Consider the following 26950-nt stretch of genomic DNA (forward strand, 5'->3'; position numbering starts at 1 on the left):
GGTGACGACGAACGGGAAAATTAAGCCGCCAACGTCACCACGATCGCGCCCTTGGGCGTCGCAACCACCGTGTGCTCATACTGCACGCAAGGTGCCATCGGGTCGGCAACCAGCGTCCATTCGTCGTCTTCGCTCTTCTGCGCCGCAAACTGGCCACCCATCGACAGGAACGGCTCGATGGTGAACACCAGCCCATTGCCGATCTTGCGACGCTCCGACCGATCCGGCCAGGTCGGGATTTCGCCCGGCTCGTCATGCAGGCTATCGCCCACGCCATGGCTGGCGAGATTCCGGATCAGCGTATAGCCGCCCTTCTTGGCCACCTTGCCGATGGCCGTGCCGATATCGGCCAGCGGCGCCCCAGCCTTCACCGCATTGATCCCGGCCCACATCGCCTTCTTGCCATCGCGGCACAAGGCATCGAGCCGCTTGTCGCCCTTGCCGAGGATGTAGCTGGCGCCACAATCGGCAAAGACCCCGTTCAGCTCCGCCGACACGTCGATATTGACGAGATCGCCCTCATGCAGCACCCGGTCGCCCGGAATGCCATGCGCGATCTCCTCGTTCACCGAAATGCAGGTCGTCCCCGGAAAATCATAGGTCACGATAGGCGCCGACAACGCCCCGTGCTCGGCCAGGATTTTGGCGCCGATCTCGTCGAGTTCCAGCGTCGTCATGCCCGGTCGCATGGCCGCGGCCATGGCGTCACGCGCCACGGCGCAGATTCGGCCGATTGCCTTGAGTTTTTCCAGCTGCTCGTCGGTGGTGATGGTCAATGATCAGGCCTTGTTGGCGAGGTAGAACTTCAGCAGACCCTGAGTGGAGCTATCATGCCCCTCCCCGCTCTGCTCTCCCTGAACCTTTGGCAGCAGCGCCTTGGCGAGCTGCTTGCCCAGTTCAACGCCCCACTGGTCGTAGGAATTGACGTTCCAGATGACACCCTGCACGAACACCTTGTGCTCATAGAGCGCAACGAGCGAGCCCAGCAATTCCGGCGTCAACTGCTTGTAGAACAGCGTGTTGCTGGGACGATTGCCCGGGAACACCTTGTGCGGCGTCAACGCCTTGATCTGATCCTTGTCGAGGCCCTGCGCCTTGAGCTCAGCCACAACCTCTTCCTCGGTCTTCCCAAGCATCAGCGCTTCGGACTGCGCCAAGACGTTAGCAACCAGCTTGTCGTGATGCGGCGGCAGCTTTTCATGCGGCTGCGCGGCAATCAGGAAGTCCGCCGGGATCACGTCCGTGCCCTGATGGATGAGCTGGTAGAACGCATGCTGCCCATTGGTGCCCGGCTCGCCCCAGACGATCGGCCCCGTCGACCAGCCCACCGGCTTGCCGTTGAGGGTAACGGATTTGCCGTTCGATTCCATATCCTGCTGCTGCAGATAGGCCGGGAAGCGGCTCAGCCGCTGGTCATAAGGCAGCACGGCATGGGTCGAAAAACCCCAGGCATTGCGATACCAGACCCCGAGCAAGCCCATGATCACCGGCAGATTGCTTTCCAGCGGCGTTTCGAGGAAATGCCGATCCATCGCATCGGCGCCGGCGAGAAACTTCGCAAAGTTGTCGTAGCCGACAGCCAGCGCCACCGGCAGGCCGATAGCCGACCACACCGAATAGCGGCCGCCAACCCAGTCCCAGAAGCCGAAAATCCGGTCTTCGCGAATACCAAACTTGGCACAGGCCTCGATATTGGTCGAAACGGCCGCAAAGTGGTTCGGCACCGCCTCTTCGCCCAGCGCGCCAGCCAGCCACTTCCGGGCCGAATGGGCATTGGTCATCGTCTCGTCGGTCGTAAACGTCTTCGAGGCAATGATGAATAGCGTTTTGGCCGGATCGAGCCACTTCAAGATGTCATGGATATGCGCACCATCGACATTAGAGACGTAGTGCGCGCGAAGGTCCGGCCGCGTGTAGGGCGCCAGCGCCAGCGTCACCATCACCGGGCCGAGATCCGACCCGCCAATGCCGATATTGACCACATCGGTGATCTGCTCGCCGCCATGGCCGCGGATTTCGCCTGACCGCACCGCATTGGTGTAATGCTCGATAGCCTTCAGCACCGCCCGCACGTCGGGCATCACGTCCTTGCCATCCACCTCGACCGGCTTGTCGCCCTGGTAGCGCAGCGCCATGTGCATCACGGCGCGGTCTTCGGTGATGTTGATATGCTCGCCTTCGCACATCTGCGCGCGGCGCTCCTCGACGCCGGCAGCGCGCGCCAGGTCGAACAGCGCGGTCATCACCTCTTCGTCGATCCGGTTCTTCGAATAATCAAGAAGGATATCGGCGCCGCTGGCCGAAAAGCGCTGGAAGCGGTTCGGGTCTTCCGCGAACAGCAGCCGCATCGGCTGGCCCTCGATTGCCTTCTTGAGCTTGCCCAGCGTTTCGAACCCGGCCTTACGCCCAGACTTAGCCATCAGCTTATTCTCCCGAGGAAATTTTTAGGTGTGTGAGGGATCAGGTCAGGTCTGAGCGAAAACGGTAGTTTTCGAGAACCGGACCGGAACGTACACTATGGTACGTGAGGACCGGAAGCGCAGAAAACTGCGGTTTGCAGCCAGACATCACCTGATCCCTCACATACCTTAGAGGACCGGCAGATCGCCGGCAGCCCATGCGGCGCGCGTTTCGGCCGCAAAGTCGGCCATGCGGCCGGCTTCGATAGCCGCCCGCGTGCCCGCGGTCAGCTCTTGATAATAGGCAAGGTTGATCTGCGAAAGGACCATGGCACCCAAAATCTCTTCCGTCCTTACCAGATGGTGGAGATAGGCCCGGCTCCAGCGCCGGCAATTGGGATTGGGCGACGCTTCGTCGAGCGGACGATGGTCATCCTTGTGCCGCGCATTCTTCAGATTGATGACACCGAAGCGCGTATAGGCATGGCCATGGCGACCCGCACGGGTCGGATGCACGCAGTCGAACATATCGACCCCGCGCTCAATGCCGCCCAGAATATCGTCCGGCTTGCCCACGCCCATCAGATAGCGCGGCCGATCCGTCGGCAGTTCCGGCGTGATCTCCGAAAGTACGCGGAACATGACGTCCTGCGGCTCACCCACGGCCAAGCCACCGATGGAATAACCGTCAAACCCGATCGACTTCAGCCCCGCCGCCGACTTGGCCCGCAATTCGGCATCATCGCCACCCTGCACGATCCCGAACAGAGCCCGGTTCTGCTGGTTGTTGAACGCGGTTTTGGAGCGATCCGCCCAGCGCAGCGACAATTCCATCGCCCGCTCGATTTCCTTGCGCTCGGCCGGCAGTGCAATGCACTCGTCGAGCTGCATGATGATGTCGCTATCGAGCAGCGTCTGGATTTCGATCGACCGCTCGGGCGTCAGTTCATAGGCCGAGCCATCGATATGCGATTTGAAGGTCACGCCCTTTTCGGTGAGCTTCCGCAGCTTTGCGAGGGACATGACCTGAAACCCGCCGCTATCGGTCAGGATCGGCCGCTGCCAGTCCATGAAATCATGGAGCCCGCCAAGCGAAGCCACGCGCTCCGCACCCGGCCGCAGCATCAGGTGATAGGTGTTCCCAAGCAGAATATCGGCGCCGGTCTCGCGCACCTGCTCGGGATACATGGCTTTCACGGTGCCAGCCGTGCCCACCGGCATGAAGGCCGGTGTATTGATCTCGCCCCGCGGCGTGTCGATGCGGCCGCGCCGCGCCGCGCCATCGGTTGCGAGAAGGGAAAAGGTGACCTGTTTCGTCGTCGTGCTCATGGGCCGGGTTTCTAGCGGGTTGCCCCGCCAGAATAAAGGGCCCCGGCCACGAAAGCTTCAGGTCGCCACCTCAGCGAAATTGCTGTTCCGCTCCAGCACCGTCTTGAGCCGTTCCTGCACCACCGAGCGGGCCGGATACCAGTCCCGGCTGCGCACCGGCACGCGGACGACCATCGTCATGGTGCTGTCCCCCAGCGTATCGAGCCAGATATCGGGCTTGGCCGCGCCATCCGAATATTCCGTCGCCGCGGCTTGAGCCACTTCCGCCCGCACCCGATCAAGATCGGCCGAACGCGGCACGTTGAATTTCACCTCGACGATGCGCGAGGTCTCCCGGCTGTAATTGATGATCTTGGCATTGGAGAGTTTTGAGTTCGGCGCGAAGAGATAAAGCCCGTCAATGGTCCGCAATTGCGTAGCAAAAAGCCCAACCTCGACCACAGTCCCGACAATCCCATCCGCATCGATATAGTCACCGGAATTGAACGGCCGCAGGAAGACCAGCATGATCCCCGCCGCGATATTGGCCAGTGTCCCCTGCAAGGCCAGTGCGATAGCCAGACCCGCGGCGCCGAGCACGGCAAGGATGGACGCGGTCTGCACGCCGAACTGCCCCAAGACAACGATCACGGTGACGAACAGGATGGCATAGCGCACTACCTGCCCCGCCAGCGGCGCGATGGTAGCATTGTGCTTCATTCGCGCGGCCAGAAAGCCGGTGACGTATCGCGACACGATCTTGGAAATCACCCAGCCCGCCGCCAATACCAGCAGGGCGATCACCAAAGACCAGGCATTGGCGATGACCCAGGCAGCCGAGATTCCGAAAATTTCCGCTTCTTGCATTCCACATTCCCCGTATTAGGCGAAAACGAAAATCCTGAGCGTTGAGATGGTTGCAGCGCCACGCCGTCCGATTTTCGCCACGCTCGCCTGTCCCTATTCCCCGATCACGTTCCGTTGTTGAGGCCAATCATGTTCCGAACTGCTTTTCTTGTCGCTGCCATTTCTCTCGCCGCCCTGCCCACCTTTGCCCAGGATGTGAACGAGATCGAAGGTATCTACACCGGCAGCGGCGAAGGCGATTTGACACTCGACCTCACCCATATCGAGGACGATCGCTATGCCATCTCCATCAATACCGTGGTTCCGATCCAGGAAGAATTCATGGGCTGCGCCGGCGGCATCGATGGCGAAGTGCTGCTTTCAAAGAAGGGCGGCAATTTCTTCGTCGAGAACGAGATGTACGAGCCCGGAGACGAGTCACCGCTCAACCAGCGCTATTGCGAAATCGGCATTGTCTTTGACGGCGCCGGCAGCGTGACCCTGGAAGAGCGCAACGGCTGCCTCGAATACCACGGCGCCTCCTGCGGCTTCTCCGGCACGCTCGTCCACGACGCTGCCGGGATCTGAAGTCCGCCCCGAACCTCAGCATTCTCAATTCCATCGTCATTGCCGGGCTTGTCCCGGCAATCCATCTCGCCTCCGCTTGGGAGCACTCGGTCAAGCTAGGTGGTGAAGGCACTCGACAGATTGAGACCCTAAAACACCGTATTGACGGCATGCATGCCAAGGTTGATCGCGCCGAATACCAGGGCAATCTCCACCCCTAGTCCCAGCACGCAGATCGCTGCCCCAATGACGGCCCCAATGCCATCCCGGTTCAGCATCGAAAAGGCCAGCACGCAGAGCCCGACATTCGGCACAGCGTTGGAAAAGGGAATCGGCACGGTCATCGCCACGCTGATCACCATGGCGAAAATCCCATAGGGAATGGTCGCAGCCGCCCCGGTCAGCCAGAGCATCCTCGGCCGCGAGAACCGCGCGATGATCCCCGTGACCTTCACCACCTGTTCGCTCGCCTTGAGCAGCGGCGCCACCGGCAGCTTGCGCTCGCCGATAATCCTGGGCAACCGCACTGGCCGCCCCAGCACCATGGCCAGCGCCACGGCAAAGGTCGTCCAGGCAATGACCCCGCCAAAGCCCGGCGGCCCCGGGATCATGTTGAGCAAGGTCAGCATGAGGATCAGCAGTCGATGCGACCCCTGACCCATCGCCTCGATCAGCCGCTGAAATGTAAGCTTTTCATCGCCCGATGCCGCGACCGTCCGCAGGCCAATCACGATGCGATTGGTGTAGCGAACGATTGGCGGCGTGCCGCGCTTCACGCCTCATCGTCCTCGTCTCCGCTAGCGCGGAACAACAGCGAGGAGTCGCCATAGGAATAGAACCGGTAACCGTTCGATATCGCGTGATGATACGCCGCCTTCATCTGGTCGAGCCCAGAAAAGGCGCTAACCAGCATGAACAGCGTCGATTTCGGCAGGTGGAAATTGGTCATCAGGATATCGACCGTCCGAAACTTGAAGCCCGGCGTGATGAAGATGTCCGTGTCGCCAATGAACGGCTGCAACCGTCCGGTCGCCCGCGACGCCGTCTCCAGCAGCCGCAAACTGGTAGTTCCAACCGCGATCACGCGCCCGCCCAGCGCCCGCTTGGCGTTGATGCGCTCCACGGTCGCTTGGTCGATATCGCCCCATTCCGAATGCATGACATGGTCTTCCGTGTCATCCACCTTCATCGGCAAGAAGGTCCCGGCGCCCACATGCAGCGTCACCCGCTCCATGGTCACGCCACGATCGCTCAATTGCTGCAGCAGTTTTTCAGTGAAATGCAACCCGGCCGTCGGCGCAGCGACCGCGCCATCCTCTGCCGCATAGACCGTCTGATAGTCGACCTTGTCGCGCTCTTCGACCGCCCGCTTGGCCCCGATATAGGGCGGCAGCGGCATGGCGCCATGCGACTTGATCGCCTCGTCGAGCTGCGCCCCGCCGAGTTCGAATTCGAGCGTCACTTCGCCCGTATCGCCCTTGCCCGCGACCCGCGCCTTCAGCGCATCCGCCTGCCCATTGCCCAATTCCAGCGCATCGAGCAGCGCCAGCTTCTTGGCCGGCCGCGCGAAAGCGCGCCAGGTATGCGCATCCACCCGCTTGTGGAGGTTGAACGACACATTGGCCCGCGTCTCCCCGCGCACACGAGTGCCCCGCAATTCCGCCGGCAAAACGCGCGTATCGTTGACGACAAGCACATCGCCCGGCTGAAAAAGCTCCAGCAGGTCCGGAATGTGCCGGTCCTGCAATGCCTCGCCCGGCCGCACCACTAGCAATCGCGCAGAGTCGCGCGGCTCGGCCGGATGCAGGGCGATCAGGTTTTCGGGAAGCTCAAAGTCGAATTCGGAAACACGCATGTTCGCTCGTTAGCATGCAAGACGCGTTGCGAAAACGGGGCAAAGTCAGCAAGGTTGCCCTAAAGCACCCGGATCATCACCGCGCCGACGATCAGCAGCGCCGCGCCGGCCACGCGACCCATGGTGATCTCGCGCACCGCCATGCCCATGAAGCCGACCTTGTCGAGTACCAGGCCCGCCATCAACTGCCCCGTCACCGAAAGCGCCATCACCGCCGCGGCACCAATCATCGGCGTCAGCGTAATATTGGAAAACACGTAGAACGCGCCAAGCAACCCGCCGGCCACCAGCGTCCATTGCGCGGGCGCGGCAAAATTGATCGGCGTTGCAGTGAGATGGCTGAAGAGAAAAGCGAGCGCCCAAAGCACCACGCCGCCGGCCAGAAACGACACGGCCGCTGCCGCGATCGGCACTTCCAGCGCCCGTCCGAGCCCGGCATTGATCGGCGCCTGCACGGCAATGCAAGCGCCCGCGAAGACGCCCATCAGCGCCCAGAGCAGAGTATCCATTTTCAAAGTCTTGGTCCTGAAAGGTCGGCCGGAATCAGCCGGAAGCATTCAGGAATAGTGGTAGCCAGTTTTCCCGCGCGGGAAAGCCACACGTTTCGGCGGCTCCAAAACTCAGCCGGAGGTGCAGCTAACGTCGACCGATTTCTCGCCCGCCTTGAGCGTGCCCGTCCAAATCTCTTCGTCACCCTTCCAGGCGAGCCTGAGACCAACAAGGATGTCTTCGAAATTGGGGTCGACAAAATCGATCATCATTGCGTCGCCCTCGCCAAAAGCCTGGCCAACGACAATTGGTGTCCCCTCGCCGCGCTCGGGCCCGGTCGAAAAGGCAGTGCCGTCCACTTCGGCATAGGCGCCGATCACCTGTACGACGGAGAGAGTGGAGAGATTGACGATGGCCTCGCCGCCCTCGCCCTCGCACATGATGGCGCTGCTCGCCACGGCGGGCGCGGCGAGCATGAAGCTGGCGGCCGCAGCCGCCAGGATAGTTTTAGGCGATATCGGCCGCGACTTTGACGGAAACCATCTTGTCGGGATTGATGACGGGTTCGCCGCGCTTGATCTGGTCGACATTTTCCATGCCCTCGATGACCTGTCCCCAGACAGTGTACTGGCGGTCGAGGAAACGCGCATCACCAAAGCAGATGAAGAACTGCGAGTTCGCGCTGTTCGGGTCCTGCGAGCGAGCCATCGAGGCCGTGCCGCGAACGTGGGGCTCGGCGTTGAATTCCTGCTTCAGGTTCGGATAGGACGAACCGCCGGTGCCGGTGCGCGCCGGGTTGAAGTCGGTGGTGTTGGAATTGCCGAACTTCACGTCGCCGGTCTGGGCCATGAAGCCGTCGATTACGCGGTGAAACACCACGCCGTCATAAGCGCCTTCGCGGGCGAGCTTCTTGATGTGATCGACATGGCCCGGGGCCAGGTCCGGACGCATCGCGATAACCACATTGCCCTTGGTCGTTTCGATGACGAGGGTGTTTTCGGGATCGGCGTAATCGGCCATGATTTTCGCTTTCTGGAAAAATGAAGTGGCCCGGATTTAGGGCCTATGCCGCGCAAGTGCAAGGCGGCCCGGCATGTTCCGAGCCGCCAAAACGACGGTGCGCTTACTTGTATTCGATCGTGGCTTTCTCGATCTTGTCGGGATTGGCCACGGCGCCATTGGCGCTCTGCGGGCCCTTTTCCAGCGCATCGACGGCTTCCATGCCCGACACGACCTTGCCGAACACGGTGTACTGGCCATCAAGGAAGCTGGCATCGGCCGTGGTGATGAAGAACTGCGAATTGAACGAATTCGGGTCCTGCGCACGCGCCGCGCCGACAACACCGCGCTGGAAGCTTTCCGAATTGAATTCGGCTTCCACGTCCGGCTGATCCGAACCACCCATGCCCGCCTGCGCCAGGTTGAAGCTGGGCGAATCCGACTTACCGAACTGCACGTCGCCGGTTTGGGCCATGAAGCCATCGATCACGCGGTGAAACACCACGCCATCATAGGAGCCGGCTTCCGTCAGCGCGATCACGCGCTCGACGTGCTTGGGCGCGAGTTCGGGCAAGAGCTCGATATCGACCGTACCGTCTTCGAGCGTCAGGATCAGATGCGGCTTGCCGGTCTGCGCCATCGCCGGCACGGCGGAAAGGGCGAGAGCGGAAATGGCGAGGCCGGCGAAGAGGCGGCGGGAAAAGGTCATCATGATGCTTTCAAGGCCTTGAGGACGATTGGCGGAACGAAGGCGGAAATATCACCACCCATCTCGGCGATCTGACGCACCAATGTGGCCGAGATATGCCGCACGGGCGGGCTCGATGGCAGGAAAACCGTCTGCAGGTCCGGCGCCATCTGCGCGTTCATCCCCACCATCTGCATTTCATAATTGTAGTCGGTGGTGTCGCGCAGCCCGCGAATGATCAGCTTCGCGCCATGCTCGCGCGCCGCATTGACCATCAGGCCGGAGAAATCGACGATCTTGAATTCGGTATTGGTCCGAATGCCGACAGGCCCCAGCACCTGCTGCAGGATGGCGTGCCGGTCAGCGTGGGAGAACATCGGATTCTTCTTGGTCGCGCTGACGCCGACCCCAACCACCAGCGTATCCACCAGCTTGCAGGCGCGCTCGATCACATCGAGATGCCCATTGGTCAGTGGATCGAACGAACCGGGATAAAACCCAACCAGACCGTTCATCGGCCTCTCCCTCTTGTATTCACATAAGCGTTTTCAAGAAAAGTGGCTGCCACTTTTCTGGTTCGAAAACGCGCCCCCAAGGGCCTGAGATCATTGGGCGTTTGCCCAATGATCTCAGCGTTTTTGTCACGGGCCGCGATGCGAGGCAAGCGTAACGGCGCCAAGCAGTACCAGCACGGCTCCGCCGGCGAGGAAAGCCACCGGCGTCCCCCATTGGCTGGCAATGAAGCTGCCGATCAGCGGAGCCGAAAGCATCGTCAGCGTGATGACCGCCTCACCCGCCGCAAACACCCGCGCAATCCGGTCCGGAGGCGCTTCTGCTTGCACGATGGTGCGATAGGGCACGAGCATGAACGCCGTCGCGCCACCCATGAAGCACAGCACCAAGAGGAAAGCCGGCAACTGGATCGACCACCCCATCTGGGCCGAAAGGGCGATCGCGCAGGTCGTGACACCCGAAATCACGGCCGCCAGCGACATGGCCAGCATCGGCCGCTTGCCCGCCATGCTCCCCGCCCCCAGCGCTCCGACCAATCCGCCAAAGCCCGACGCCGAAATGGAGAGGCCAAACGCCGTCGCGCCAAAGCCAAACCCTTCAGCCAGCAGCGCAATTAGCGCGTCATAAAGGAAAAAGGCAAAATAGGCGCAGGCCGAAAAGATCAGCGCGATCATCAACCGATGGCTGCGCCTGAATTCACTGATCCCCTTCAGCGACTCGGTGAAAAACTTGCCCTTTTCCTCGTCCGAAACCGGTCGCGGCGGCAGCGTCACGCCGAGCGCAATCAACGCTGCCAGCAGCGACAGCGCGGCATTGAGCATAAAAATGTTCTGCGCCGACCAGACGGCCAGCAACACGCCGCCCAAAGCCGGTCCGGCAATCTTGGACGTCTGGTTGATCGCCTGGTGCAGCCCGTTGGCGACTCCACGCAGCTCCTCCGGCGTACTCGCCTGGATCGCCGCTTGCCGCGCCGGCGTAAAGGCGGAGTCGATGCAGCCGCGCAGAAAAACCAGCGCCAGCAACACTGCCGTGTCACCGGCAAAAGCAAAGCCCAGCGTCGCGAGCCCACGCCCCAGATTGCTGACCACCAGCACAGTCCGGATCGGCACCCGATCCACCACCACGGCCACGAACGGCCCAACCAGCACATAGGGCAGGCTCAGCGCCAGCGCGAACATGGCCAGCGCAAACGGCCCCTCACCCCAGGCAAAAACCACCAGTGCGACCACAGCCGCATAGTCCAGCCAATCAGCAAAATCCGCGGGAATACTGGCGAGCGCCAGTCGCTGCGGTATCGGCAGGCGCAGCAAGCTGCCGTAGCTCGCGCTGCTCATGCCGAGGTCCGTTTCAGGGCGCGTGTGAAGACATCCTGATGATCTCGATCAATATCGGACTCGATCAGTGTCCAGCCATTCTTTTCATAAAATCCTCGCATATGTGGCTTGGCCGACAGATAGGCCACGGCGAACCCGTGGGATGACAGGCGCTCCAAAACCGCCGAGATCAGCGTCCCGGCCACGCCGCGGCCACGCGCCTCAGGCTCGACCCACAAAGCAGCAAGGCAAGGGCCAAGATCGGGGCGGGCGTCAATATCGGTCTGAACGCTTGTCGCCGTGCCGACAAATCTGCCGTTGGAGACAGCAACAAGTGTGAACGAAAAATCCGCCTCGGACAGCACGATGTCTAGTGCTGCATCGACGTCAGACAGAGACTGGCCGTCGGGCTCCCACCATGCTCGCCAGATGCGCTCCGCCACGACAGATCTGTGGCTAATCACATCACGAAGATCGTGAATCTTCAGGTTGAATGTGTCGGGGCTGGCCTCTTCCATCAAGCCCGCTTCTGCAGCGCCAGCCAGACCCCGCCCGCCATCAGGATCACCCCCGAAAGCCGCGACACCATCCGCACGCGCGCCGCGCTCAGCAGCCCACGCGCCCTGCCCGCCACAACGGCGTAGATCGCATCGGTCGACCCAGCCACCAGCATGAAGAACAGGCCAAGCACCATCACCTGCGGAAAGGTCGGCTGCGACACATCGACAAACTGCGGCAGGAAGGCGCCGAGGAAGATAAGAGCCTTGGGATTGGAGAGGATTACGACAAATCCCTCAAGTGCCGTACGAAGATTGGATTTTCCCCGTTCCGCCTCGACAGTGCCGAGATCGCCATCGCTGCGCAGCATCTTGAAGCCAAGCCAGATGAGATAGGCCGCGCCGATCAGTTTGATCCAGTCGAATGCCGCGCCCATGAAGGCAACCAGCGCCTGCATGCCCAGCGCCACCACCAGCGTCATCACCAGAAACCCCGCCTGCGTACCCGCCACGATGGCGAGCCCCGCCCCCGTGCCGCGCGCCAGCGAATTGGCGACGATGACGGTCACCGTCGGCCCCGGCACGATGGCCAGCAGAAAACAGGCCCCTAGATAGGGAATGAGCGTCGAAAGATCGAACACGGTGAGTCTCCTTCACGAGCGAGCAAGCCACCGGGCGCCAGAAAAGACAAGAGTCATCGGCAGATGTCGTCGGCCGAACACCCGATCCCCGGTGCCCGGCTGGTCCGGGCAATCCATCTTGGCTCCGCATGGATCGCCGGGACGAGCCCGGCGATGACGATGGATTGGGAGCTAGAGAGCCCAAAAGACAAGGGGCGCCCAAGCGCCCCGAAATTCACTGCTCTTCGGTATAGGCACGGCCAAGCCGTTCAGCGAGTTCGGCCATCTCTTCCGCCGAAATGTCGAGCACCCCATGCTCAGCCATCAGCGCATGATATTGCTGCTTTTCATAGGGCACGCCGGGCGGCAGCGGCACCACATGGAAATGCAGATGCCTATTGCCCTGCTGGCTCCCCAGCGAGAGCACATAGACCCGTTCCACGGGCAAGACCCGTTTCATCGCCCGGCTGAGGCGATGCACCCGGGCTTGCAGCGCAAGATAGGCCTCGCCCGACAATTCCAGCGCCAGGTCCTCGACATGCCGCTTGGGACAGACCAGCGCATAGCCGCGCTGCGTGGGGTATTTGCTGAGGAAAAGGATATGCTCCTCATCCTCGGCAATGATGTGATGGACGTAGTCCGGATTGCCCTTCAGCAATTCGCAGATGAAGCACGGCCCATGACGGGAGCGAGCCACCAGCCCTTCGAGATCGAACGGCTGGCGGCCCTCATGCGTCATGCTTCGCCGTCACCACCTTCGGCAGCCGGCGGAGCGGCGTCATCGCCCTCTTCGCCTTCCGGTTCGCTGATGCGTTCCACCGAAACCACCTTCTCGCCCTCAGCCGTGTCGAACACGATCACACCCTGCGAGCCACGGCTGACGATGCGGATCGGCTTGTCGCCGCCAACCGGCAGGCGGATGGTCTGGCCGCCGTCGCTGATGAGCATGATCTGGTCTTCGTCTTCCACCGGAAAACTCGCCACCAGATTGCCATTACGCTTGTTGACCGCCATGGCGACGATGCCCTTACCGCCGCGACCGGTGATCCGGTATTCGTGGCTGGAGGTCCGCTTGCCATAGCCGTTCTCGGAAATGGCGAGGATGAACTGCTCGCTCGCGCTCATCGAAGCATAAAGCTCCGGCTCCAGCGCACCAGCCACCACATCGGCCTCGTCCGAACTGGTCTCTTCACTCTCCGCTTCGCCACGCACCGCACGGCTCATCTTCAGGTAAGCAGCACGCTGCTCGGCATCGGCGTCCGAGTGATTGATGACGGCCATCGAAATGACCTTGTCGCCATCGGCAAGCTGAATGCCCCTCACGCCCATGGAGTCACGGCCCTTGAACAGGCGCACATCGTCCACGCGGAAGCGGATCGCCTGCCCCAGAGCCGTGGTAAGAAGCAGGTCATTGTTGATCGTGCAGGTATCGACGCCGACGATCTCGTCGCCTTCGTCGAGCTTCATGGCGATCTTGCCGTTCTGGCGCACTTCGACAAAGTCGGCCAGCGAGTTGCGGCGAACAGTGCCGCGCGTCGTCGCGAACATGATGTCGAGATTGCCCCACGAGGTTTCGTCCTCCGGCAGCGGCATGATTGAGGTGATGCGCTCGCCCTGCTCCAGCGGCAGGATATTGATCAGCGCCTTGCCCTTGGCATTGGCAGCCGACAGCGGCAGGCGCCAGACCTTCAGCTTGTAGGCAATGCCGCGGCTGGTGAAGAACAGCACCGGCGTATGCGTATTGGCCACGAACAGCCGCGCCACAAAGTCCTCTTCGCGCGTCGACATGCCCGAACGGCCCTTGCCGCCGCGGTTCTGCGCCCGATAGGTCGAGAGCGGCACGCGCTTGATGTAGCCGGCATGGCTAACCGTGACGACCATGTCTTCGCGAGCGATCAGGTCTTCGTCGTCGAAATCAGCCGCGTGATCGGAAATCTCGGTGCGACGCGCCGAGCCGAATTCCTCGCGGATAGCTTCGAGCTCTTCGCGGATGATGGCGCGTACCCGAACGATCGAGCGCAGGATATCGAGATAGTCCTCGATTTCCGTGCCAAGCCCGTTCAGCTCTTCGCCGATTTCATCGCGGCCAAGCGCGGTCAGTCGCGCCAGACGCAGTTCGAGAATGGCGCGGGCCTGTTCTTCCGAAAGGTTGAACGTGCCGTCGTCATTGATGCGGTGACGCGGATCGTCGATCAGCCGGATCAGCGGTTCCACATCGGCGGCCGGCCAGCGGCGCGTCATCAACTGCTCGCGGGCTGTCGCCGGATCGGGCGCCGTACGGATCAGCGCAATGACTTCGTCGATATTGGCCACGGCCACGGCGAGACCGACCAGGATATGGGCACGGTCACGAGCCTTGTTCAGCAGGAAGCGGGCGCGACGTGTAACCACTTCCTTACGGAAAGCGATGAAGCAGTCGAGTATCTGCTTGAGATTCATCAGCTCCGGCTTACCGCCATTGAGCGCCACGAAGTTGCAGCCAAAGGACGATTGCAGCGCCGTGAAGCGATAGAGCTGGTTGAGCACGACGTCGGGCAGCGCATCGCGCTTCACCTCAACGACGACGCGCATGCCTTCGCGGCTGGATTCGTCGCGGAGGTCCGCCACGCCTTCGATGCGCTTTTCGCGCACCAGTTCGGCAATGCGTTCCACCATCGCCGCCTTGTTCACCTGATAGGGAATCTCGGTGATGACGATGGCTTCGCGTTCCTTGCGCACTTCCTCGATGGTCGAGCGCCCGCGCACGATGATCGAGCCGCGGCCGGTCTCATAAGCCTGGCGGATGCCGGCGCGGCCGAGAATGATGCCACCGGTCGGGAAATCCGGACCCGGCAGGTGCTCAAGCAGCTCTTCCGTCGTCACGCTCGGATTATCGAGCACAGCCAGCGCCGCATTGATCGTCTCGGCAAGGTTATGCGTCGGAATATTGGTCGCCATGCCCACGGCGATACCGCCGCCGCCATTGACCAGCATGTTGGGGAAACGCGCCGGCAACACGGTCGGCTCGCGTTCGGAGCCGTCATAGTTGTCGCGGAAGTCGACCGTGTCCTTGTCGAGATCGTCGAGCATGAAGCCCGTGATCTTCTGCATGCGGACTTCGGTGTAACGCATGGCAGCCGGCATATCGCCGTCGACCGAACCGAAATTGCCCTGGCCCTCGGCCAGCATCTCGCCCATGGCGAAATCCTGCGCCATGCGCACCAAGGCCATGTAGACCGATTGGTCGCCATGCGGGTGATACTTACCGATCACGTCGCCGACGACACGCGCCGACTTGCGGAAAGGCTTGTTATATTCGTAGCCGTTCTCACTCATGGAGAACAGGATACGGCGGTGCACAGGCTTCAGGCCGTCGCGAACATCGGGGAGCGCGCGACTCACGATCACGCTCATGGCGTAATCGAGATAGCTCTTGCGCATTTCGTCGGTGATATAGATCGGAGCGATGTCGCCGCCTGGCATGGAGCCGGCTGCACCTTCTGGCGTATCTGTCACGTTGTGATTCTACGTTGGTTTTTCTTACCAACATGTAGTCTATTTCGGCTCGAAAAGCGAATTTCCACCCCAATAGGCTGTGGAGAGCGCTACCTTGTCACCTCGCACAATCCGCTTCGCTCGCCTCCCCGGCAAACCGCGCCCGCGTCCAGGCGATGAGATCATCGGTCAGCGGCGAATCCGGCGCTACCAGCGAGACGTGACTGCGCCCCTCATAGGGCCGATAGACCAGGTTCGCACCCGCCGCGCAGAGGCCGGCCACAAACCCCGCCTGCACCGGCTCCAGCACGATTTCGTCGTCAATCCCCTGGCTGATGAACAGCGGCATGGGGAAAGGCCCCACCGGCACGTTCTGCTCAAGCCGGGCGCCCAATGGTGTACCCGTCGGATCCATCGCGAACAGCTCGCCCGGCAAGAGCGACAGTTGCGCGATGGAATAAAGGGCCTTCGCATCGACCGCGCAGCGGCCGGCAATGTCGTGCAATATCGCCGCGCGATACCCATCCACATAGTCTTCAACGCGCACGTCATCATAGGCCGCGGCATAGGCATGGAGCAGATAGCTCGAAACGATCTTGCCGAACATGCCGCGCTGCGCCCCTTCGACCAGTTTCGGCAGATCACTCGCCGGTGCCTGCGCCGCCACACCCAGCACAGCAACATCAGGCGCATAGGTCTCGGCCAGCATGCCCGCCCATAGCGCCGAATTGCCGCCCTGCGAATGGCCCCACACCAACGTCCGCGGCAAGATATCCACCTCGGCCATCTGCGCCGCCGCCCGTATGGAATCCAGCACTGCCCGTGCCGCATCCTCGCCCACGAGATAGGCGTGCCCGCCTTCCGTGCCGAGCCCGACATAGTCGGTCCCCACATAAGCCCAGCCTTCCGCGAGGAGTTCGGCAACCGCCGGCACATTCTTGAGCGGCCCCACGACCGACGGCGCGCAGCCCGGCGCCGTGCCATTGGTCCCATGCGCCCAGGCAACCGGCAACAGCGGCCCACTCGCGGCCTCCGGCGCCATCACGACAGCGCTGGCGAGAGCCGGCGTGTCATCGATCCGCGTCGTCACATAAAGAATGCGCCACCCGCGCGCGCCCTCCGGCACGTCGAACGTATAGGGCTCGACCGCCAGCAGCGTCCCTGGCGCCCCTTCGGCCACACCCGAGCGATAAAATGCCGCCGGCTCATCCGGCCGCGCCCAAAGCCAGCCCCCGCCGACAAGCACGGCAACCACGACCAGCAGCGCAACAAGCACAATCAGAAATCGACGCATGTTCTGTCCCCCGCCCAAAACCTAGCAGCCGGCCCAACCGCGCGCCACTTGACTCGTGCCCGCAATCGGCGCACCATATTTGCATGGTTAGCTAAATACGCAAATGCAAGATCACCTGACCCAGACATTCGCCGCTCTCGCCGACCCGACCCGCCGGGCCATGCTGGCGCGCCTCGCCACCGGCCCCGCCACGGTTACCGAGCTGGCCGAGCCCTTTGCGCTCGCTTTGCCCACCGTCTCGCGACATTTGAAGGTGCTTGAGACCGCCGGCCTCATCACCCGCGAAAAATCCGCCCAGTTCCGCCCCTGCCGGCTGAACGCAACACCGCTCGAAGAAGCCGACACCTGGCTCGCCACCTATCGCGAGTTCTTCTCCCAGCGCTTTGACGCACTCGATGCCCAGTTGAAAACCATGATGGCCGCCAAGGCCCAAGAGGAGGACAAGTCATGACCGCCCCCAGCTTTTCCCTCGGCCGAGGTTTCACCCTCACCCGCACCTTCGAAGCCCCGCCCGACATGGTCTTTGCCGCCTGGACCGAGCCCCAAAACCTCGGCTGGTTCATGAATCCCGGCTTTACCAGCGACCTGCCCATCACCGTAGATTTTCGGGTCGGCGGCGCCTGGCGGCTGGAAATGATCGTCAACACCGAAACCCGCTACATGACCGGCGGCATTTTTCGCGAGATCGACCCGGGCAAGAAACTCGTCTTCACTTGGGGCGCCGTCGATGGCTGGCCAAAAATCGACCCCGACAATCTCGCCCTCGGCCCCCAGGTCACCATCCTCTTCCGCGAAGTCGCCGACGGCACGCAGATGATTTTCCGCGTCGAACTCCCCGACCAACTCACCGAACCAGAAACCGCCGAATGGATGTCCACCGGCATGCTCGCCGGCTGGACCATGACCATCGACCGCCTGAAATTCTGAGCGACCTTCGCCTTGTCCGAGGCTTCCCTAGCCACCGAATGTCACCCCGGCGAAAGCCGGGGCCCATCCTCAGATCTCAAGCTGGATCCCGGCCTTCGCCGGGAAGACAGTCCGCGGCTGTCTGACCAGCAACGAGTACGGGAAAATCAATCCCGCGTGTCATAAGCAATCCGCGCAGCATCGATCCGCGAAAAATGCTCGTCTGCCCAATTAATAAGAAACCCCAGCGGCACGATCAGCGATTGTCCGAGCCCTGTCAGCCGATATTCCACGGCCGGCGGCTGCGTATCGAAAACCTGCCGCGCCACGAGCCCGTCCCGCTGCAAATCCCGCAGCGTCTGCGTCAGCATTTTCTGCGAAATATCCGGCACCTGCCGATGCAATTCGTTGAACCTTTTGGCGCCCGTCGCCAGCGTCATCACCAGCAGCATGCTCCACTTGTCGCCGATCTTGTCGAGAATGTTGCGCACCGTGCAGCGGGCCGTATTGCCGCCCGCCGCCGCCTCGCTCCAGCGCTGCACAAATGTGGCCGCCGTTTCCAGATCGTTCTGCATGCACTTACCTTGAGGTAATCTTCACCCGAAAAAGTGCCTCCTTTTCAGCCGCTTTCGCAGCCCCTAGATAGCACTCTCCTTTCGATACTTACTCTCTGCCGAACAGGCGGACAAGTTGGTTCGAACTGTGTCGTCATGCAATGGAGAGTACAAATGAGCAAATTCACCAATTCGACCCTGCTGGTCACAGGCGCTTCGGGCAAGCTGGGCCGCCTCGCCGTCGAAGAGCTGCTGGCCCGTGGCGCGACCCGCGTCATCGCCGGCACGCGTGATCCCTCCAAGCTTCAGGACCTCGCCGCCAAGGGCGCCGAAATCCGCAAGCTCGACTTCGACGACGCGTCCACCCTGTCGGTGGCCCTTGCTGGCGTCGAACGCCTCCTCATCGTCAGCACCGACGCTGTCGGCCGTCGCGCCGCCCAGCAGCAGGCCATCATCGAAGCCGCCAAGGCCGCCGGTGTAAAGCACATCGTCTATACATCGGCCCCCGCAGCCCGTCCCGACGCCGATGCCGGCCTCAATCCCGAACACTTCTGGACCGAAGTCGCCATTGCCGCCAGCGGGCTCGATTTCACCATCCTGCGCAATCACATGTATGCCGAAAACGTCCTGATGGACGCCGGCCACGTCCTCTCCTCGGGCCAGCTCTTCGGCCTCATCGGCGATCGCGGCACTTCCTACGTTACCCGCGCCGACACGGCCCGCACCGCCGCTGGCGCCCTGCTCTCGGCGGAAGGCAAGACCATTGAAGACGTCACCGGCCCCGCTCCCGTAACCAATGTCGAACGCGCCAGGCTCTTTGGCGAACTCACCGGCAAGTCGATCGCCGTCATCGCCATCACCCCGGCCGAACTGACCGCTGGCCTCGTCGCCGCGGGCCTGCCGGAAGGCTTTGCAGGGGCCCTCGTTGCCTTCCAGCGTGACGCCGTCACCGGCTTCCATGGCGTCGTGACCGATGTCGTCGAACGCTATTCCGGCCGCAAGCCGACCAAGTTCGCCGATTTCCTCAGCGCCAACAAAGCCGCCCTGGGCGCGTAACCCGCGCTTCACCGCGCTTTGGTCAGGGCAAGATTTCGCCCTAACCACCAGCCCCCCACCGAATTCGCCGTAGCGAATTCGGTGACACCTCCCCCTTGACGGGGGAGGATGGGAGAGGATGCCGGGCGCCACGTTTTCCGGGCATCTGCCCCCACCCTTGATCCCTCCCCACAGGGGGAGGGAGACGAAGGACCCGGGAAGACTGAGGCTTGCGCCTCCCTCCCCCTTGTGGGGAGGGAATGAGGGTGGGGGTATTCGGTAGCCCCCCGACAGTGTTCCTCCCGCAACACTCCCCGCCGAACCGCACCACAGCATAACCTGCCGGCGCTCCACACAGTTCAAGCCCCTGCGACCGCTGGACGCACCCGAGCGAAACACTTAGAGATTCCACCTGATTGTCGCCTCATTTGCGGAGTCGGGGTTCTCGTGTCTTCTCCTTCCTGGTTCAAGCGTGTCCTGGCCCGCCTCACCTATGACCGTTCCATCGGTTTCGGCCTCGAGCATCTCGGCCTGACCACGGTCCGCTATCCCCGCCTCATGGCGCTCGGCGTGCTGCTGTTCTCGGTCCTCTGCTTCACCCAGATCCCCAAGGCCAATGTCGACGGCGACCTGCTGCGCGTCTACGCCCATTCCGGCCACTATTACGACGCCTATGAGCACCTCTCGGAAACTTTTGGTACCTTCGAAAACGACCTCTACGTCCTCGTCAATTCCGAGCGCCTTGCCGAACCCGAAATCATCGAACAGGTCCGCAGTCTCGCCTTCGAGCTTGAGCTCAACGAGTTCGCCGTCGGCACCATGTCGCCCTTTACGCTCAGAAAACCCTCGCCCTATGGCGGCTCCGAGCCGGCAGTGCCCGAAGGGCTGCAAACGGCCGACGAAGTCGCCTTCGCCCTCATGGATCTGCAGCAGAACGATCCCATGATGCGCAATCTCATCACGCCCGATCTCAATGGCGTGGTGCTCATCATGTTCCCCAATCAGGACGTGGTGAAGGAACGCGGCGCCAAGGCCATGATCGCCAACCTGCGCGAGACCATCGCCCCCTTCCAGACCGATGACATTTCCATCGAGATCACCGGCCCCCCGGTCTGGACCACCGAAATGCTCAATGCTGCCGTCGATGATCAGGTGAAGTTCACCGTCTATGGCTTCGCCCTCGGCTCCCTCATTGCTCTTCTCGCCCTGCGCTCCATCGCCGGCGCGCTCATCGTCGCGGCCACACCGTTCCTCGCGGTCATGTGGTCCATGGGCATCATCCTCCTCTTTTTCGGCTCCTTCTCCTTCCTCACCATCATCGTCACGACCCTGGTGCTGGTGATCTCCTTTGCCGAGTCGATGTTCTTCACCTTCAATTGGCTGGCCTATTGGCGCGACGGCATGGAGCCCAACAAGGCAGTCGATGCGACCATAAAACTCGTCGGTCCCGCCACGGCGCTGACCATGCTCATCTCCATGGTCAGCTTCGCCTCCCTCTCGCTCACTCCGGGCCAGGGCGTGCGCGAATTCTCCATGGCCGGCGCCATGGGTTCGTTCCTGCTCTTTGCCTGCACCATGACCTTCCAGCCGCTGCTGCTGAAACTCGCAGTGCGCCTCGGCTTCAAAGCCCCGCCCAAGTCGAGCGTGGTGCTCACCGCCCCCCTGCCTCTGAGCTGGTTCCTCGCCAGCCGCTTCGGCCGTCCCATCGCCATCCTCGGCATCGTCATCACCGGCCTGCTGCTCGTCCCCTATTTCCTCATCCAGCCGCGCTTCTCCTTCGAGGATTTCGTCGCGACGGAATCGACCGCCCTCACCGCCGCCGAAAACATCGACGAAGGCGTCGGTGGCGTCGCCCCGCTCTACATCCGCGTGCCGCTCATCGAGAACAATCCCGATGTCGGCGAGGTCGATTTCCAGCGCATCAAGCTGGTGCACGAGCTGCTCGAAAAAGAGCTGGGCGAGAACAAGGTCATCTCCGCCGCCAGCATGACCAATTATACGGATTCCGGCTTCACCCGCGGCGAAGTGCTCGACGCCGTCGGCCCCTTCATGCGCCGCCGCTTCGTCACCGATGATGGCTCACAAGCCCTCGTTACCGGCTTCATGCCCACCATCATCGATAGCGATGTCCTCAAGGATCTCGTTCACCGCGTCGAAAGCGAGCTGGCCGCAGCCGGCATCCCCGATGCCGAAGTGGGCGGCTTCCGCGTCCTCACCACCTTCGCCACCGACGACATCGTGCGCGGCCTGCAGCTCGACCTGACCGTCAGCGTCCTCGTCAATCTCGGCCTGATCGGCTTCGCCTTCCAGTCCTTCCGCGTCGCCCTCGCCTCCGCCATCCCCAACCTCTTCCCGATCCTCGGCACCGAAGCCTGGCTCTGGTATTCCGGCGCCGGCCTGCAATTGACCACGGTCATTGCCCTCACCATCGCCTTCGGCATCGCGGTCGACGACACCGTGCATTTCCTCTCGCACTATCTCCACGGCAGGCGCGAAGAGCGGCGCAGCCATGAAGATGCGGTAAAACACACGCTCCTGCGCATTGGCGGGGCCATCGTCGCCACCACCATCATCCTCTGCGCCGGCACGGCCATCATCATGTTCTCGGAACTGCCCCAGGTGGCCCTCTTCGGCTCGCTCTTCGTCATCACCCTGGCGCTGGCCATCCTCGGCGATCTCTTCATCCTGCCCGCGCTGCTGATGGCCGGGGGAAAATTCTTCCACAAGCTGGGCAATATCCGTGTCCGCACCGCTGACCACGACGCTACACCCGACGACCCCATGGGCGACACGGTCACCCGCGAGGGCGGCACCGAAGGCGAAGATCCCGAGCCCAAAACTGCGTGATCCGGTTTTCCCGGCAGCATGGATGGCATAACGAAAACTCAACGCCGAATCTGCCCAGATTTGCTATTGAACCAACGGTAACCAGCCGGGGGGCTTGGTGTGACACTCGGAGGCTTTGCACTATGACCTTTCTCGGACCCCTGTCCCGTGCCGCTGCGCTGGCAGGTATCCTTCTTTCGGCCGGCTTCGCCACGGCGCCCGCTTTCGCCGGGCCCAACGAAGTTGCTCTCCTGAAATCTTATATCGGTGAATGGCGCGGCCGCGGCACGCTGGTGGGCGCCTCGACCGAATCCGTCGTCTGCCGCCTCTCCCTGTCCCAGGGCAATTCGGACAAGGTCAACTATTCCGGCCGCTGCACCCTTGCTGGCACCAACCTCTCCGTCGCCGGCACCATGGCCTATGTCGACGCCTCCCGGCGCTACGAAGCCGCCATGACCTCCAACGCAACCTTCAGCGGCATCGCCGTCGGCCAGAAGCGCGGCAGCGGCCTGATCTTCAACCTCAAGGAACGCACACCCGACGAGGAAGGCAAGGACATGAACATCTCCGCCCAGATCGCCCTCAACGGCGACGCGATCAGCGTAGCCTTCGAAGTCGTCTACGTAGAATCCGGCGACAGCCTCCGCGCCGACGTCCCATTTGCGCGCTGAACGGCGGCGCATAATGTCGATCCAAGGGCGGCCTAAGGCCGCCCTTTTTCGTTTTCAGCACTGACAAAACGACGCTGCCCTCACCCCCCTTTGTTACCGCCCTCCATCGTCATTGCCGGGCTCGTCCCGGCAATCCATCTCACCTCCGCATGGACCCGCCGGGACAAGCTCGGTGGCGACGATGAACGGGCTAATCGCTAACGCCACCTCTCCACCAATGTCATCCCCGCGAAAGCGGGGGACTTCTGTTCAGTCGGCGACCAGCTCCTACAAAAATATCGCATCCGGAACCCATTGCTCCCAAACAAAATTGAAATAATCTCAGCGCAGTGGATTGGAGAACTGACGATGAAGATACTCGCATACCTCTCTGTTATTATTTCAATCGCAACGTCGAGCATTTCCGCAGCCCACGCCGGCAACTATCCAACCGGCGAGTGCTCCCTGAATGGTGACAGCTCAATCCTCTCCCTGGTGGTCTCCAACGGCGACGGCAACAGCTACGCCTGCACCGCCAGTTGCCAGTACAAGATCACCGGTCAACGCCCGCTCCAGACATTCGCCTGCAACTATGCCCTTGGCGCCGGAGCCCCGGAGAAAACCGCCTGCGACCTCAAAGGCGGCAGCCCCAACTACTTCTCCGAAATACGCCCAACCAAATTCGTCTGCCAGCCGCACTAAGTTCTGGCGCTACGATCGTCAGCCCTCGGCCAGACCCGCGGGCAACTCACTTTGCGAAGATCACAATTGCCGCCGCGCCCAAGCCCGCATTGCCGTCACCAGAAACTCCGCAAACCCCGGTTCAATCGTCTCATACCGCTTCCGAAAATCCGGATGCTCATAGACGTCGGCCAATCCTACATAAGCCTCCGGCGTACACTCCCGCCCCCATGCGCTCGCTACCCATTCCCGATGCGCCTCGATGGCCGGATCGAGCGCCGTCGCCTGCGGCGGCAGTCCGCGCCGAAATCCCTCGGCCAGCGCCTCCTCCACGCGCTGCAACTCCGCCATCATTTCCGCACGCTCCGCCTCGCTCATATCGCCCATTGCCTTTCGGCCCCGGACAATCCGCGCCTCCATATCGCCGCCAAAGCGCTCCACCAGCCAGGTCTCGTATTCCGCCTGCCTTTCCGGCGCGATCAGCCCGAAATAAAGTTCATTGTCCTGCATTGCAGTCTCTCCTTCGAGACGGACGATCGTGCGGTCGATCGTCCTCACCATGCCGGCGAACCGCTGCGCCTCGCTCTCAAGCCGGTCGCGCTGCTCGCGCAGCACAGCCAGCCGATCGAAGCCGGGCGCGTCGAGAATGGCTGCGATCTCAGCCAACGGAATATCGAGCGCCCGATGGATGAGGATCTGCTGCAACCGCAGCAATTCCTCTTCCCCATAGTAGCGATAGCGGTTTTCGCCGGTGAACGCGGGCTTCAGAAGACCGATCTCGTCATAGTGGTGCAGCGTGCGCACCGAGACGCCGGCGAGCGCCGCCAATCGCTGAACGGTATAGGTCTTCATCGGTCCCACATTCTCCGCGAGCCAAGCTTCTGCACCCTGACGCCGCGTGAGGGTCAACCGCCGTCATTTTATGACTGTAAAGCTCAGTCATTGAACGCTAAAGGAGAGCCATGCGAGCCCTCGTCCAACGCGTCCAGTCCGCTTCCGTCACTGTCGATAGCGAGATATCAGGCCAGATCGGCCCCGGTCTTCTCGTGCTCGTCTGTGCCATGCAGGACGACACGGACGATCTCGCCAATTGGCTGGCCCAGAAAATCGCAAAACTGCGCATTTTTGAGGACGACGCCGGCAAGATGAACCGCTCCGTCCTCGATATCGGCGGCTCCGCCCTCGTCGTCAGCCAGTTCACCCTTGCCGCCGATACCAAGGGCAACCGTCCCGGCTTTTCCCGTGCCGCGCCGCCCGAGCGCGGCCGCGATCTCTACGAAAAATTCTCCGCCGCGCTCAATGCATCAGGCGTCCCCGTTGCAAACGGCGTCTTCGGTGCCGACATGAAGGTCGCGCTCGTCAATGACGGGCCGGTCACCATCTGGCTGGACACCGACCAATGAACGAGCCGCAATCGCCCCTCGCCCGCAACCGGTTGATGCGCGCCCTCTATCTCGCCCTCGGCATTATCCTGCTCATTACCGGCATTATCGGCATGTTCGTGCCCCTCATGCCGACGACGATCTTCCTCATCCTCGCCGCCTGGTGCTTTTCAAAATCCTCGCAGCGCCTCGAAAATTGGCTGCTCGGCCACGCCACGCTCGGCCCTACCATCGTCAATTGGCGCAACCATGGCGTCATCCCCCCGCGCGCCAAACTCATGGCCTGCACCGGCATGGCCGTTGGTTTTCTGATCTTCCTCTTTGCCGCCCACCCCGCCTGGTGGCTGTTCCTCCTCGTCGCCGGCATCATTGGCGGGTGCGCCTGGTATGTCCTCTCCCGCCCCTCGGCACCCCGCCAAGCCGAAGACGCCGCCTGAAAAGAAAAGGGCCGCCGAAGCGACCCTTGGTACCAAAAAATCTCAGAACGGAATGTCGTCGTCGAGACCGCCGGATTCGAACGCCGGCGCATTGGACGAGGGACGACGCCCGCCGCCGCCACCTGCATTATTGCTGACGCCGCGGAACCCGCCATCGTCATTGCCACGGAAACCGCCGCCGCCACTTTCGCCGGCGCCTTCGCCGCGACCATCGAGCAGCACCATCGAGGCATTAAACCCCTGGAGCACGATTTCGGTCGAATACTTGTCCTGGCCGGACTGGTCCTGCCACTTGCGGGTCTGCAACTGGCCTTCGAGATAGACCTTGCTGCCCTTGCGCAGATATTGCTCGGCGACCTTGGCCAGACCTTCCGAGAAGATCACCACGCGGTGCCATTCGGTCTTTTCGCGCTGCTCGCCCGTATTGCGGTCGCGCCAACGTTCCGACGTCGCCACCGACAGGTTCACCACCTTGCCGCCGCTGGGCAGGTTGCGCACTTCGGGCTCGTTGCCCAGATTGCCAACCAGAATGACCTTGTTCACGCTGCCTGCCATGGCGCTTGTCCTTTTAAAATTCAGTCCCGGTCTGAACCGGTCGCGGGACGCTTTCTCACAATAGGCCCAGAGTACGCCGCCCGGTACGCGGCCTCCTGCCCGGTCGGCGCACCATAAACCCTTCCACCGGCAGGCAGCGGTAAATTTACCGAATGCCCACACTTTTCGGCGGCACACCAGTACCTTTATGTTCTCTTTATGTTCTATTCGATTTGATGTCAACAAGCCCATCGCCTGGGACGAACTGTGGAAAGCCCGCCACGCTCCTGACTCTCCCTGTCAGCAGCCCTGCTCCATTGCCATTCTCACACTCGGGAACCACCATGGATTACGCACAGGCGCTCTGGATCTACACCATCCTTGTCTTCGGCATCATCGTCGTGCCGGGCATGGACATGTTTTATATCCTCGCCAATGCCCTGACAGGCGGTCGGCGCCTCGGCTTTGCCGCGCTGGGCGGCGTCATGCTCGGCGGCGCCGTCCACGCTCTCTTCGGCACCATCGCTGTCGGCGTGCTCACCCAACTTCCCACCATTCTCTTCCGGGCCATGATCCTCGCCGGCGCCACCTATATGGCTTGGATCGGCTACACGCTCCTCCGCAGCACCATCACCGTGGACGGCATCGGCCGCGCCACCACCCGCACCGAATGGGCCGCGTTCCGCCAGGGCACCATTACCTGCCTTCTCAATCCAAAGGCCTATCTTTTCGTGCTGGCCGTCTTCCCCCAGTTCGTCCGCACCGATTTCGGCCCCGTCTGGTCCCAGGCCCTCGCCCTCGGCATCATCACCGTGCTCATGCAGGGCGTCGTCTATGGCGGCCTCGCCGTCGCTGCCGGCCGCGGTCGCGATGCCCTGGTGGAAAATCCCGCCGCCACCACCTGGATCAGCCGCGGCGCTGGCGCGTTGTTCCTCGCCGCCGCCATTTTCACCGCCTGGCATGGCCTGACCATGTCATCACCCACTTGACTGATTTTGAAATGTTCTGCAAATGTTCATGAGAGCTAAAGGTGTTTTTGCAAGCCACCTCGGACACAGTAAGGTTACAGTTGCGCTGGCTAGC

The 26950-nt window shown here is 62.1% G+C and carries 30 protein-coding genes; 10 read left to right on the forward strand and 20 right to left on the reverse strand.

Annotation, left to right across the window (positions count from 1 at the left end):
- Nucleotides 1-20: 20 nt before the first annotated feature.
- The 4 genes from map to JP75_RS11860 form a co-directional block, all read right to left on the reverse strand.
- The gene (gene map / locus JP75_RS11845) at nt 21-776 is read right to left on the reverse strand and encodes a type I methionyl aminopeptidase (RefSeq protein ID WP_035083129.1); all 756 of its coding nucleotides are present in this window, start codon (nt 774-776) and stop codon (nt 21-23) included.
- A gap of 3 nt (nt 777-779) precedes the next feature.
- Nucleotides 780-2420, reverse strand: coding sequence for a glucose-6-phosphate isomerase (pgi, locus tag JP75_RS11850; RefSeq protein ID WP_035083131.1), 1641 nt, complete (start codon nt 2418-2420; stop codon nt 780-782).
- A gap of 168 nt (nt 2421-2588) precedes the next feature.
- A complete protein-coding gene (gene tgt / locus JP75_RS11855) occupies nt 2589-3728 on the reverse strand; it encodes a tRNA guanosine(34) transglycosylase Tgt (RefSeq protein WP_035083132.1) in 1140 nt (379 codons plus the stop codon).
- Nucleotides 3729-3785: 57 nt separating this feature from the next.
- Nucleotides 3786-4574 carry a mechanosensitive ion channel family protein gene (locus JP75_RS11860; protein ID WP_051960640.1) on the reverse strand — a complete coding sequence of 263 codons (789 nt, stop codon included), beginning with the start codon at nt 4572-4574 and terminating at the stop codon, nt 3786-3788.
- A gap of 129 nt (nt 4575-4703) precedes the next feature.
- Here JP75_RS11860 and JP75_RS11865 point away from each other — a divergent pair, with 129 nt between their 5' ends.
- Nucleotides 4704-5141 (forward strand): hypothetical protein, encoded by a 438-nt coding sequence (locus JP75_RS11865; RefSeq protein WP_051960641.1) that lies wholly within the window; start codon nt 4704-4706, stop codon nt 5139-5141.
- Nucleotides 5142-5269: 128 nt separating this feature from the next.
- Here the strand turns inward: JP75_RS11865 and JP75_RS11870 are convergent, their stop codons facing one another.
- From JP75_RS11870 to JP75_RS11930, 13 genes are all read right to left on the reverse strand, one after another.
- On the reverse strand, nt 5270-5896 hold the full coding sequence (locus JP75_RS11870; RefSeq protein WP_035083134.1) for an exopolysaccharide biosynthesis protein: 627 nt from the start codon (nt 5894-5896) through the stop codon (nt 5270-5272).
- A complete protein-coding gene (gene queA, locus JP75_RS11875; protein ID WP_035083135.1) occupies nt 5893-6975 on the reverse strand; it encodes a tRNA preQ1(34) S-adenosylmethionine ribosyltransferase-isomerase QueA in 1083 nt (360 codons plus the stop codon). Before queA ends, JP75_RS11870 begins: the two co-directional genes overlap by 4 nt.
- Before the next feature lie 59 nt (nt 6976-7034).
- Nucleotides 7035-7484 (reverse strand): DMT family transporter, encoded by a 450-nt coding sequence (locus tag JP75_RS11880; protein ID WP_152565822.1) that lies wholly within the window; start codon nt 7482-7484, stop codon nt 7035-7037.
- 111 nt (nt 7485-7595) lie between these two features.
- Nucleotides 7596-7940, reverse strand: a complete 345-nt coding sequence (locus JP75_RS11885; protein ID WP_035083137.1) for a hypothetical protein — start codon at nt 7938-7940, stop codon at nt 7596-7598.
- Between the two features lie 31 nt (nt 7941-7971).
- Complete coding sequence (locus JP75_RS11890) at nt 7972-8484, reverse strand: peptidylprolyl isomerase (RefSeq protein ID WP_035083139.1); 513 nt, start codon at nt 8482-8484, stop codon at nt 7972-7974.
- Between the two features lie 103 nt (nt 8485-8587).
- Complete coding sequence (locus JP75_RS11895; RefSeq protein WP_035083423.1) at nt 8588-9172, reverse strand: peptidylprolyl isomerase; 585 nt, start codon at nt 9170-9172, stop codon at nt 8588-8590.
- Nucleotides 9172-9666, reverse strand: coding sequence for a pantetheine-phosphate adenylyltransferase (gene coaD / locus JP75_RS11900; RefSeq protein ID WP_035083140.1), 495 nt, complete (start codon nt 9664-9666; stop codon nt 9172-9174). Before coaD ends, JP75_RS11895 begins: the two co-directional genes overlap by 1 nt.
- A gap of 126 nt (nt 9667-9792) precedes the next feature.
- Nucleotides 9793-10998: an MFS transporter gene (locus tag JP75_RS11905; protein ID WP_035083141.1), complete on the reverse strand. Its 1206-nt coding sequence runs from the start codon at nt 10996-10998 to the stop codon at nt 9793-9795.
- A complete protein-coding gene (locus JP75_RS11910; RefSeq protein WP_051960642.1) occupies nt 10995-11495 on the reverse strand; it encodes a GNAT family N-acetyltransferase in 501 nt (166 codons plus the stop codon). The genes JP75_RS11905 and JP75_RS11910 overlap by 4 nt, the downstream gene beginning before the upstream one ends.
- The gene (locus tag JP75_RS11915) at nt 11495-12115 is read right to left on the reverse strand and encodes a LysE family translocator (RefSeq protein WP_035083143.1); all 621 of its coding nucleotides are present in this window, start codon (nt 12113-12115) and stop codon (nt 11495-11497) included. The genes JP75_RS11910 and JP75_RS11915 overlap by 1 nt, the downstream gene beginning before the upstream one ends.
- A 214-nt stretch (nt 12116-12329) precedes the next feature.
- Entirely contained in the window at nt 12330-12833 is a 504-nt protein-coding gene (locus JP75_RS11920; RefSeq protein WP_035083145.1) for an HIT family protein, read from the reverse strand.
- Nucleotides 12830-15556 carry a DNA gyrase subunit A gene (gene gyrA, locus JP75_RS11925; RefSeq protein ID WP_152565826.1) on the reverse strand — a complete coding sequence of 909 codons (2727 nt, stop codon included), beginning with the start codon at nt 15554-15556 and terminating at the stop codon, nt 12830-12832. The genes JP75_RS11920 and gyrA overlap by 4 nt, the downstream gene beginning before the upstream one ends.
- A 130-nt stretch (nt 15557-15686) precedes the next feature.
- Nucleotides 15687-16862, reverse strand: a complete 1176-nt coding sequence (locus tag JP75_RS11930) for a lipase family protein (protein ID WP_051960643.1) — start codon at nt 16860-16862, stop codon at nt 15687-15689.
- Nucleotides 16863-16965: 103 nt separating this feature from the next.
- On the opposite strand from JP75_RS11930, the gene JP75_RS11935 reads away from it, so the two are divergent.
- Complete coding sequence (locus tag JP75_RS11935) at nt 16966-17313, forward strand: ArsR/SmtB family transcription factor (RefSeq protein ID WP_035083149.1); 348 nt, start codon at nt 16966-16968, stop codon at nt 17311-17313.
- Complete coding sequence (locus JP75_RS11940; RefSeq protein WP_051960644.1) at nt 17310-17789, forward strand: SRPBCC family protein; 480 nt, start codon at nt 17310-17312, stop codon at nt 17787-17789. Before JP75_RS11935 ends, JP75_RS11940 begins: the two co-directional genes overlap by 4 nt.
- Nucleotides 17790-17935: 146 nt before the next feature.
- On the opposite strand, the gene JP75_RS11945 is transcribed toward JP75_RS11940, so the two are convergent.
- Entirely contained in the window at nt 17936-18343 is a 408-nt protein-coding gene (locus JP75_RS11945; protein WP_035083151.1) for a winged helix-turn-helix transcriptional regulator, read from the reverse strand.
- 153 nt (nt 18344-18496) lie between these two features.
- Between JP75_RS11945 and JP75_RS11950 the strand changes: the two genes are divergently transcribed.
- From JP75_RS11950 to JP75_RS11965, 4 genes are all read left to right on the forward strand, one after another.
- A complete protein-coding gene (locus JP75_RS11950) occupies nt 18497-19378 on the forward strand; it encodes an SDR family oxidoreductase (protein ID WP_035083152.1) in 882 nt (293 codons plus the stop codon).
- Nucleotides 19379-19804: 426 nt separating this feature from the next.
- Nucleotides 19805-22204 (forward strand): efflux RND transporter permease subunit, encoded by a 2400-nt coding sequence (locus JP75_RS11955; RefSeq protein ID WP_035083154.1) that lies wholly within the window; start codon nt 19805-19807, stop codon nt 22202-22204.
- Nucleotides 22205-22326: 122 nt separating this feature from the next.
- The gene (locus tag JP75_RS11960; RefSeq protein WP_035083156.1) at nt 22327-22854 is read left to right on the forward strand and encodes a hypothetical protein; all 528 of its coding nucleotides are present in this window, start codon (nt 22327-22329) and stop codon (nt 22852-22854) included.
- Between the two features lie 348 nt (nt 22855-23202).
- Complete coding sequence (locus tag JP75_RS11965; protein ID WP_035083158.1) at nt 23203-23535, forward strand: hypothetical protein; 333 nt, start codon at nt 23203-23205, stop codon at nt 23533-23535.
- Nucleotides 23536-23595: 60 nt separating this feature from the next.
- On the opposite strand, the gene JP75_RS11970 is transcribed toward JP75_RS11965, so the two are convergent.
- Nucleotides 23596-24366: a MerR family transcriptional regulator gene (locus JP75_RS11970; protein WP_035083160.1), complete on the reverse strand. Its 771-nt coding sequence runs from the start codon at nt 24364-24366 to the stop codon at nt 23596-23598.
- A gap of 110 nt (nt 24367-24476) precedes the next feature.
- Between JP75_RS11970 and dtd the strand changes: the two genes are divergently transcribed.
- Both dtd and JP75_RS11980 read left to right on the forward strand, forming a co-directional pair.
- A complete protein-coding gene (gene dtd, locus JP75_RS11975; protein WP_035083162.1) occupies nt 24477-24917 on the forward strand; it encodes a D-aminoacyl-tRNA deacylase in 441 nt (146 codons plus the stop codon).
- Complete coding sequence (locus JP75_RS11980; protein ID WP_051960645.1) at nt 24914-25333, forward strand: YbaN family protein; 420 nt, start codon at nt 24914-24916, stop codon at nt 25331-25333. The genes dtd and JP75_RS11980 overlap by 4 nt, the downstream gene beginning before the upstream one ends.
- Before the next feature lie 42 nt (nt 25334-25375).
- Here JP75_RS11980 and ssb read toward each other — a convergent pair whose 3' ends face one another.
- Nucleotides 25376-25888, reverse strand: a complete 513-nt coding sequence (gene ssb / locus JP75_RS11985) for a single-stranded DNA-binding protein (protein WP_035083165.1) — start codon at nt 25886-25888, stop codon at nt 25376-25378.
- A 323-nt stretch (nt 25889-26211) separates the two neighbouring features.
- On the opposite strand from ssb, the gene JP75_RS11990 reads away from it, so the two are divergent.
- Nucleotides 26212-26856 carry a LysE family translocator gene (locus JP75_RS11990; protein WP_035083167.1) on the forward strand — a complete coding sequence of 215 codons (645 nt, stop codon included), beginning with the start codon at nt 26212-26214 and terminating at the stop codon, nt 26854-26856.
- Nucleotides 26857-26950 lie beyond the last annotated feature (94 nt).

This window comes from Devosia riboflavina (assembly GCF_000743575.1).
GTDB classification, from domain to species: Bacteria; Pseudomonadota; Alphaproteobacteria; order Rhizobiales; family Devosiaceae; genus Devosia; species Devosia riboflavina.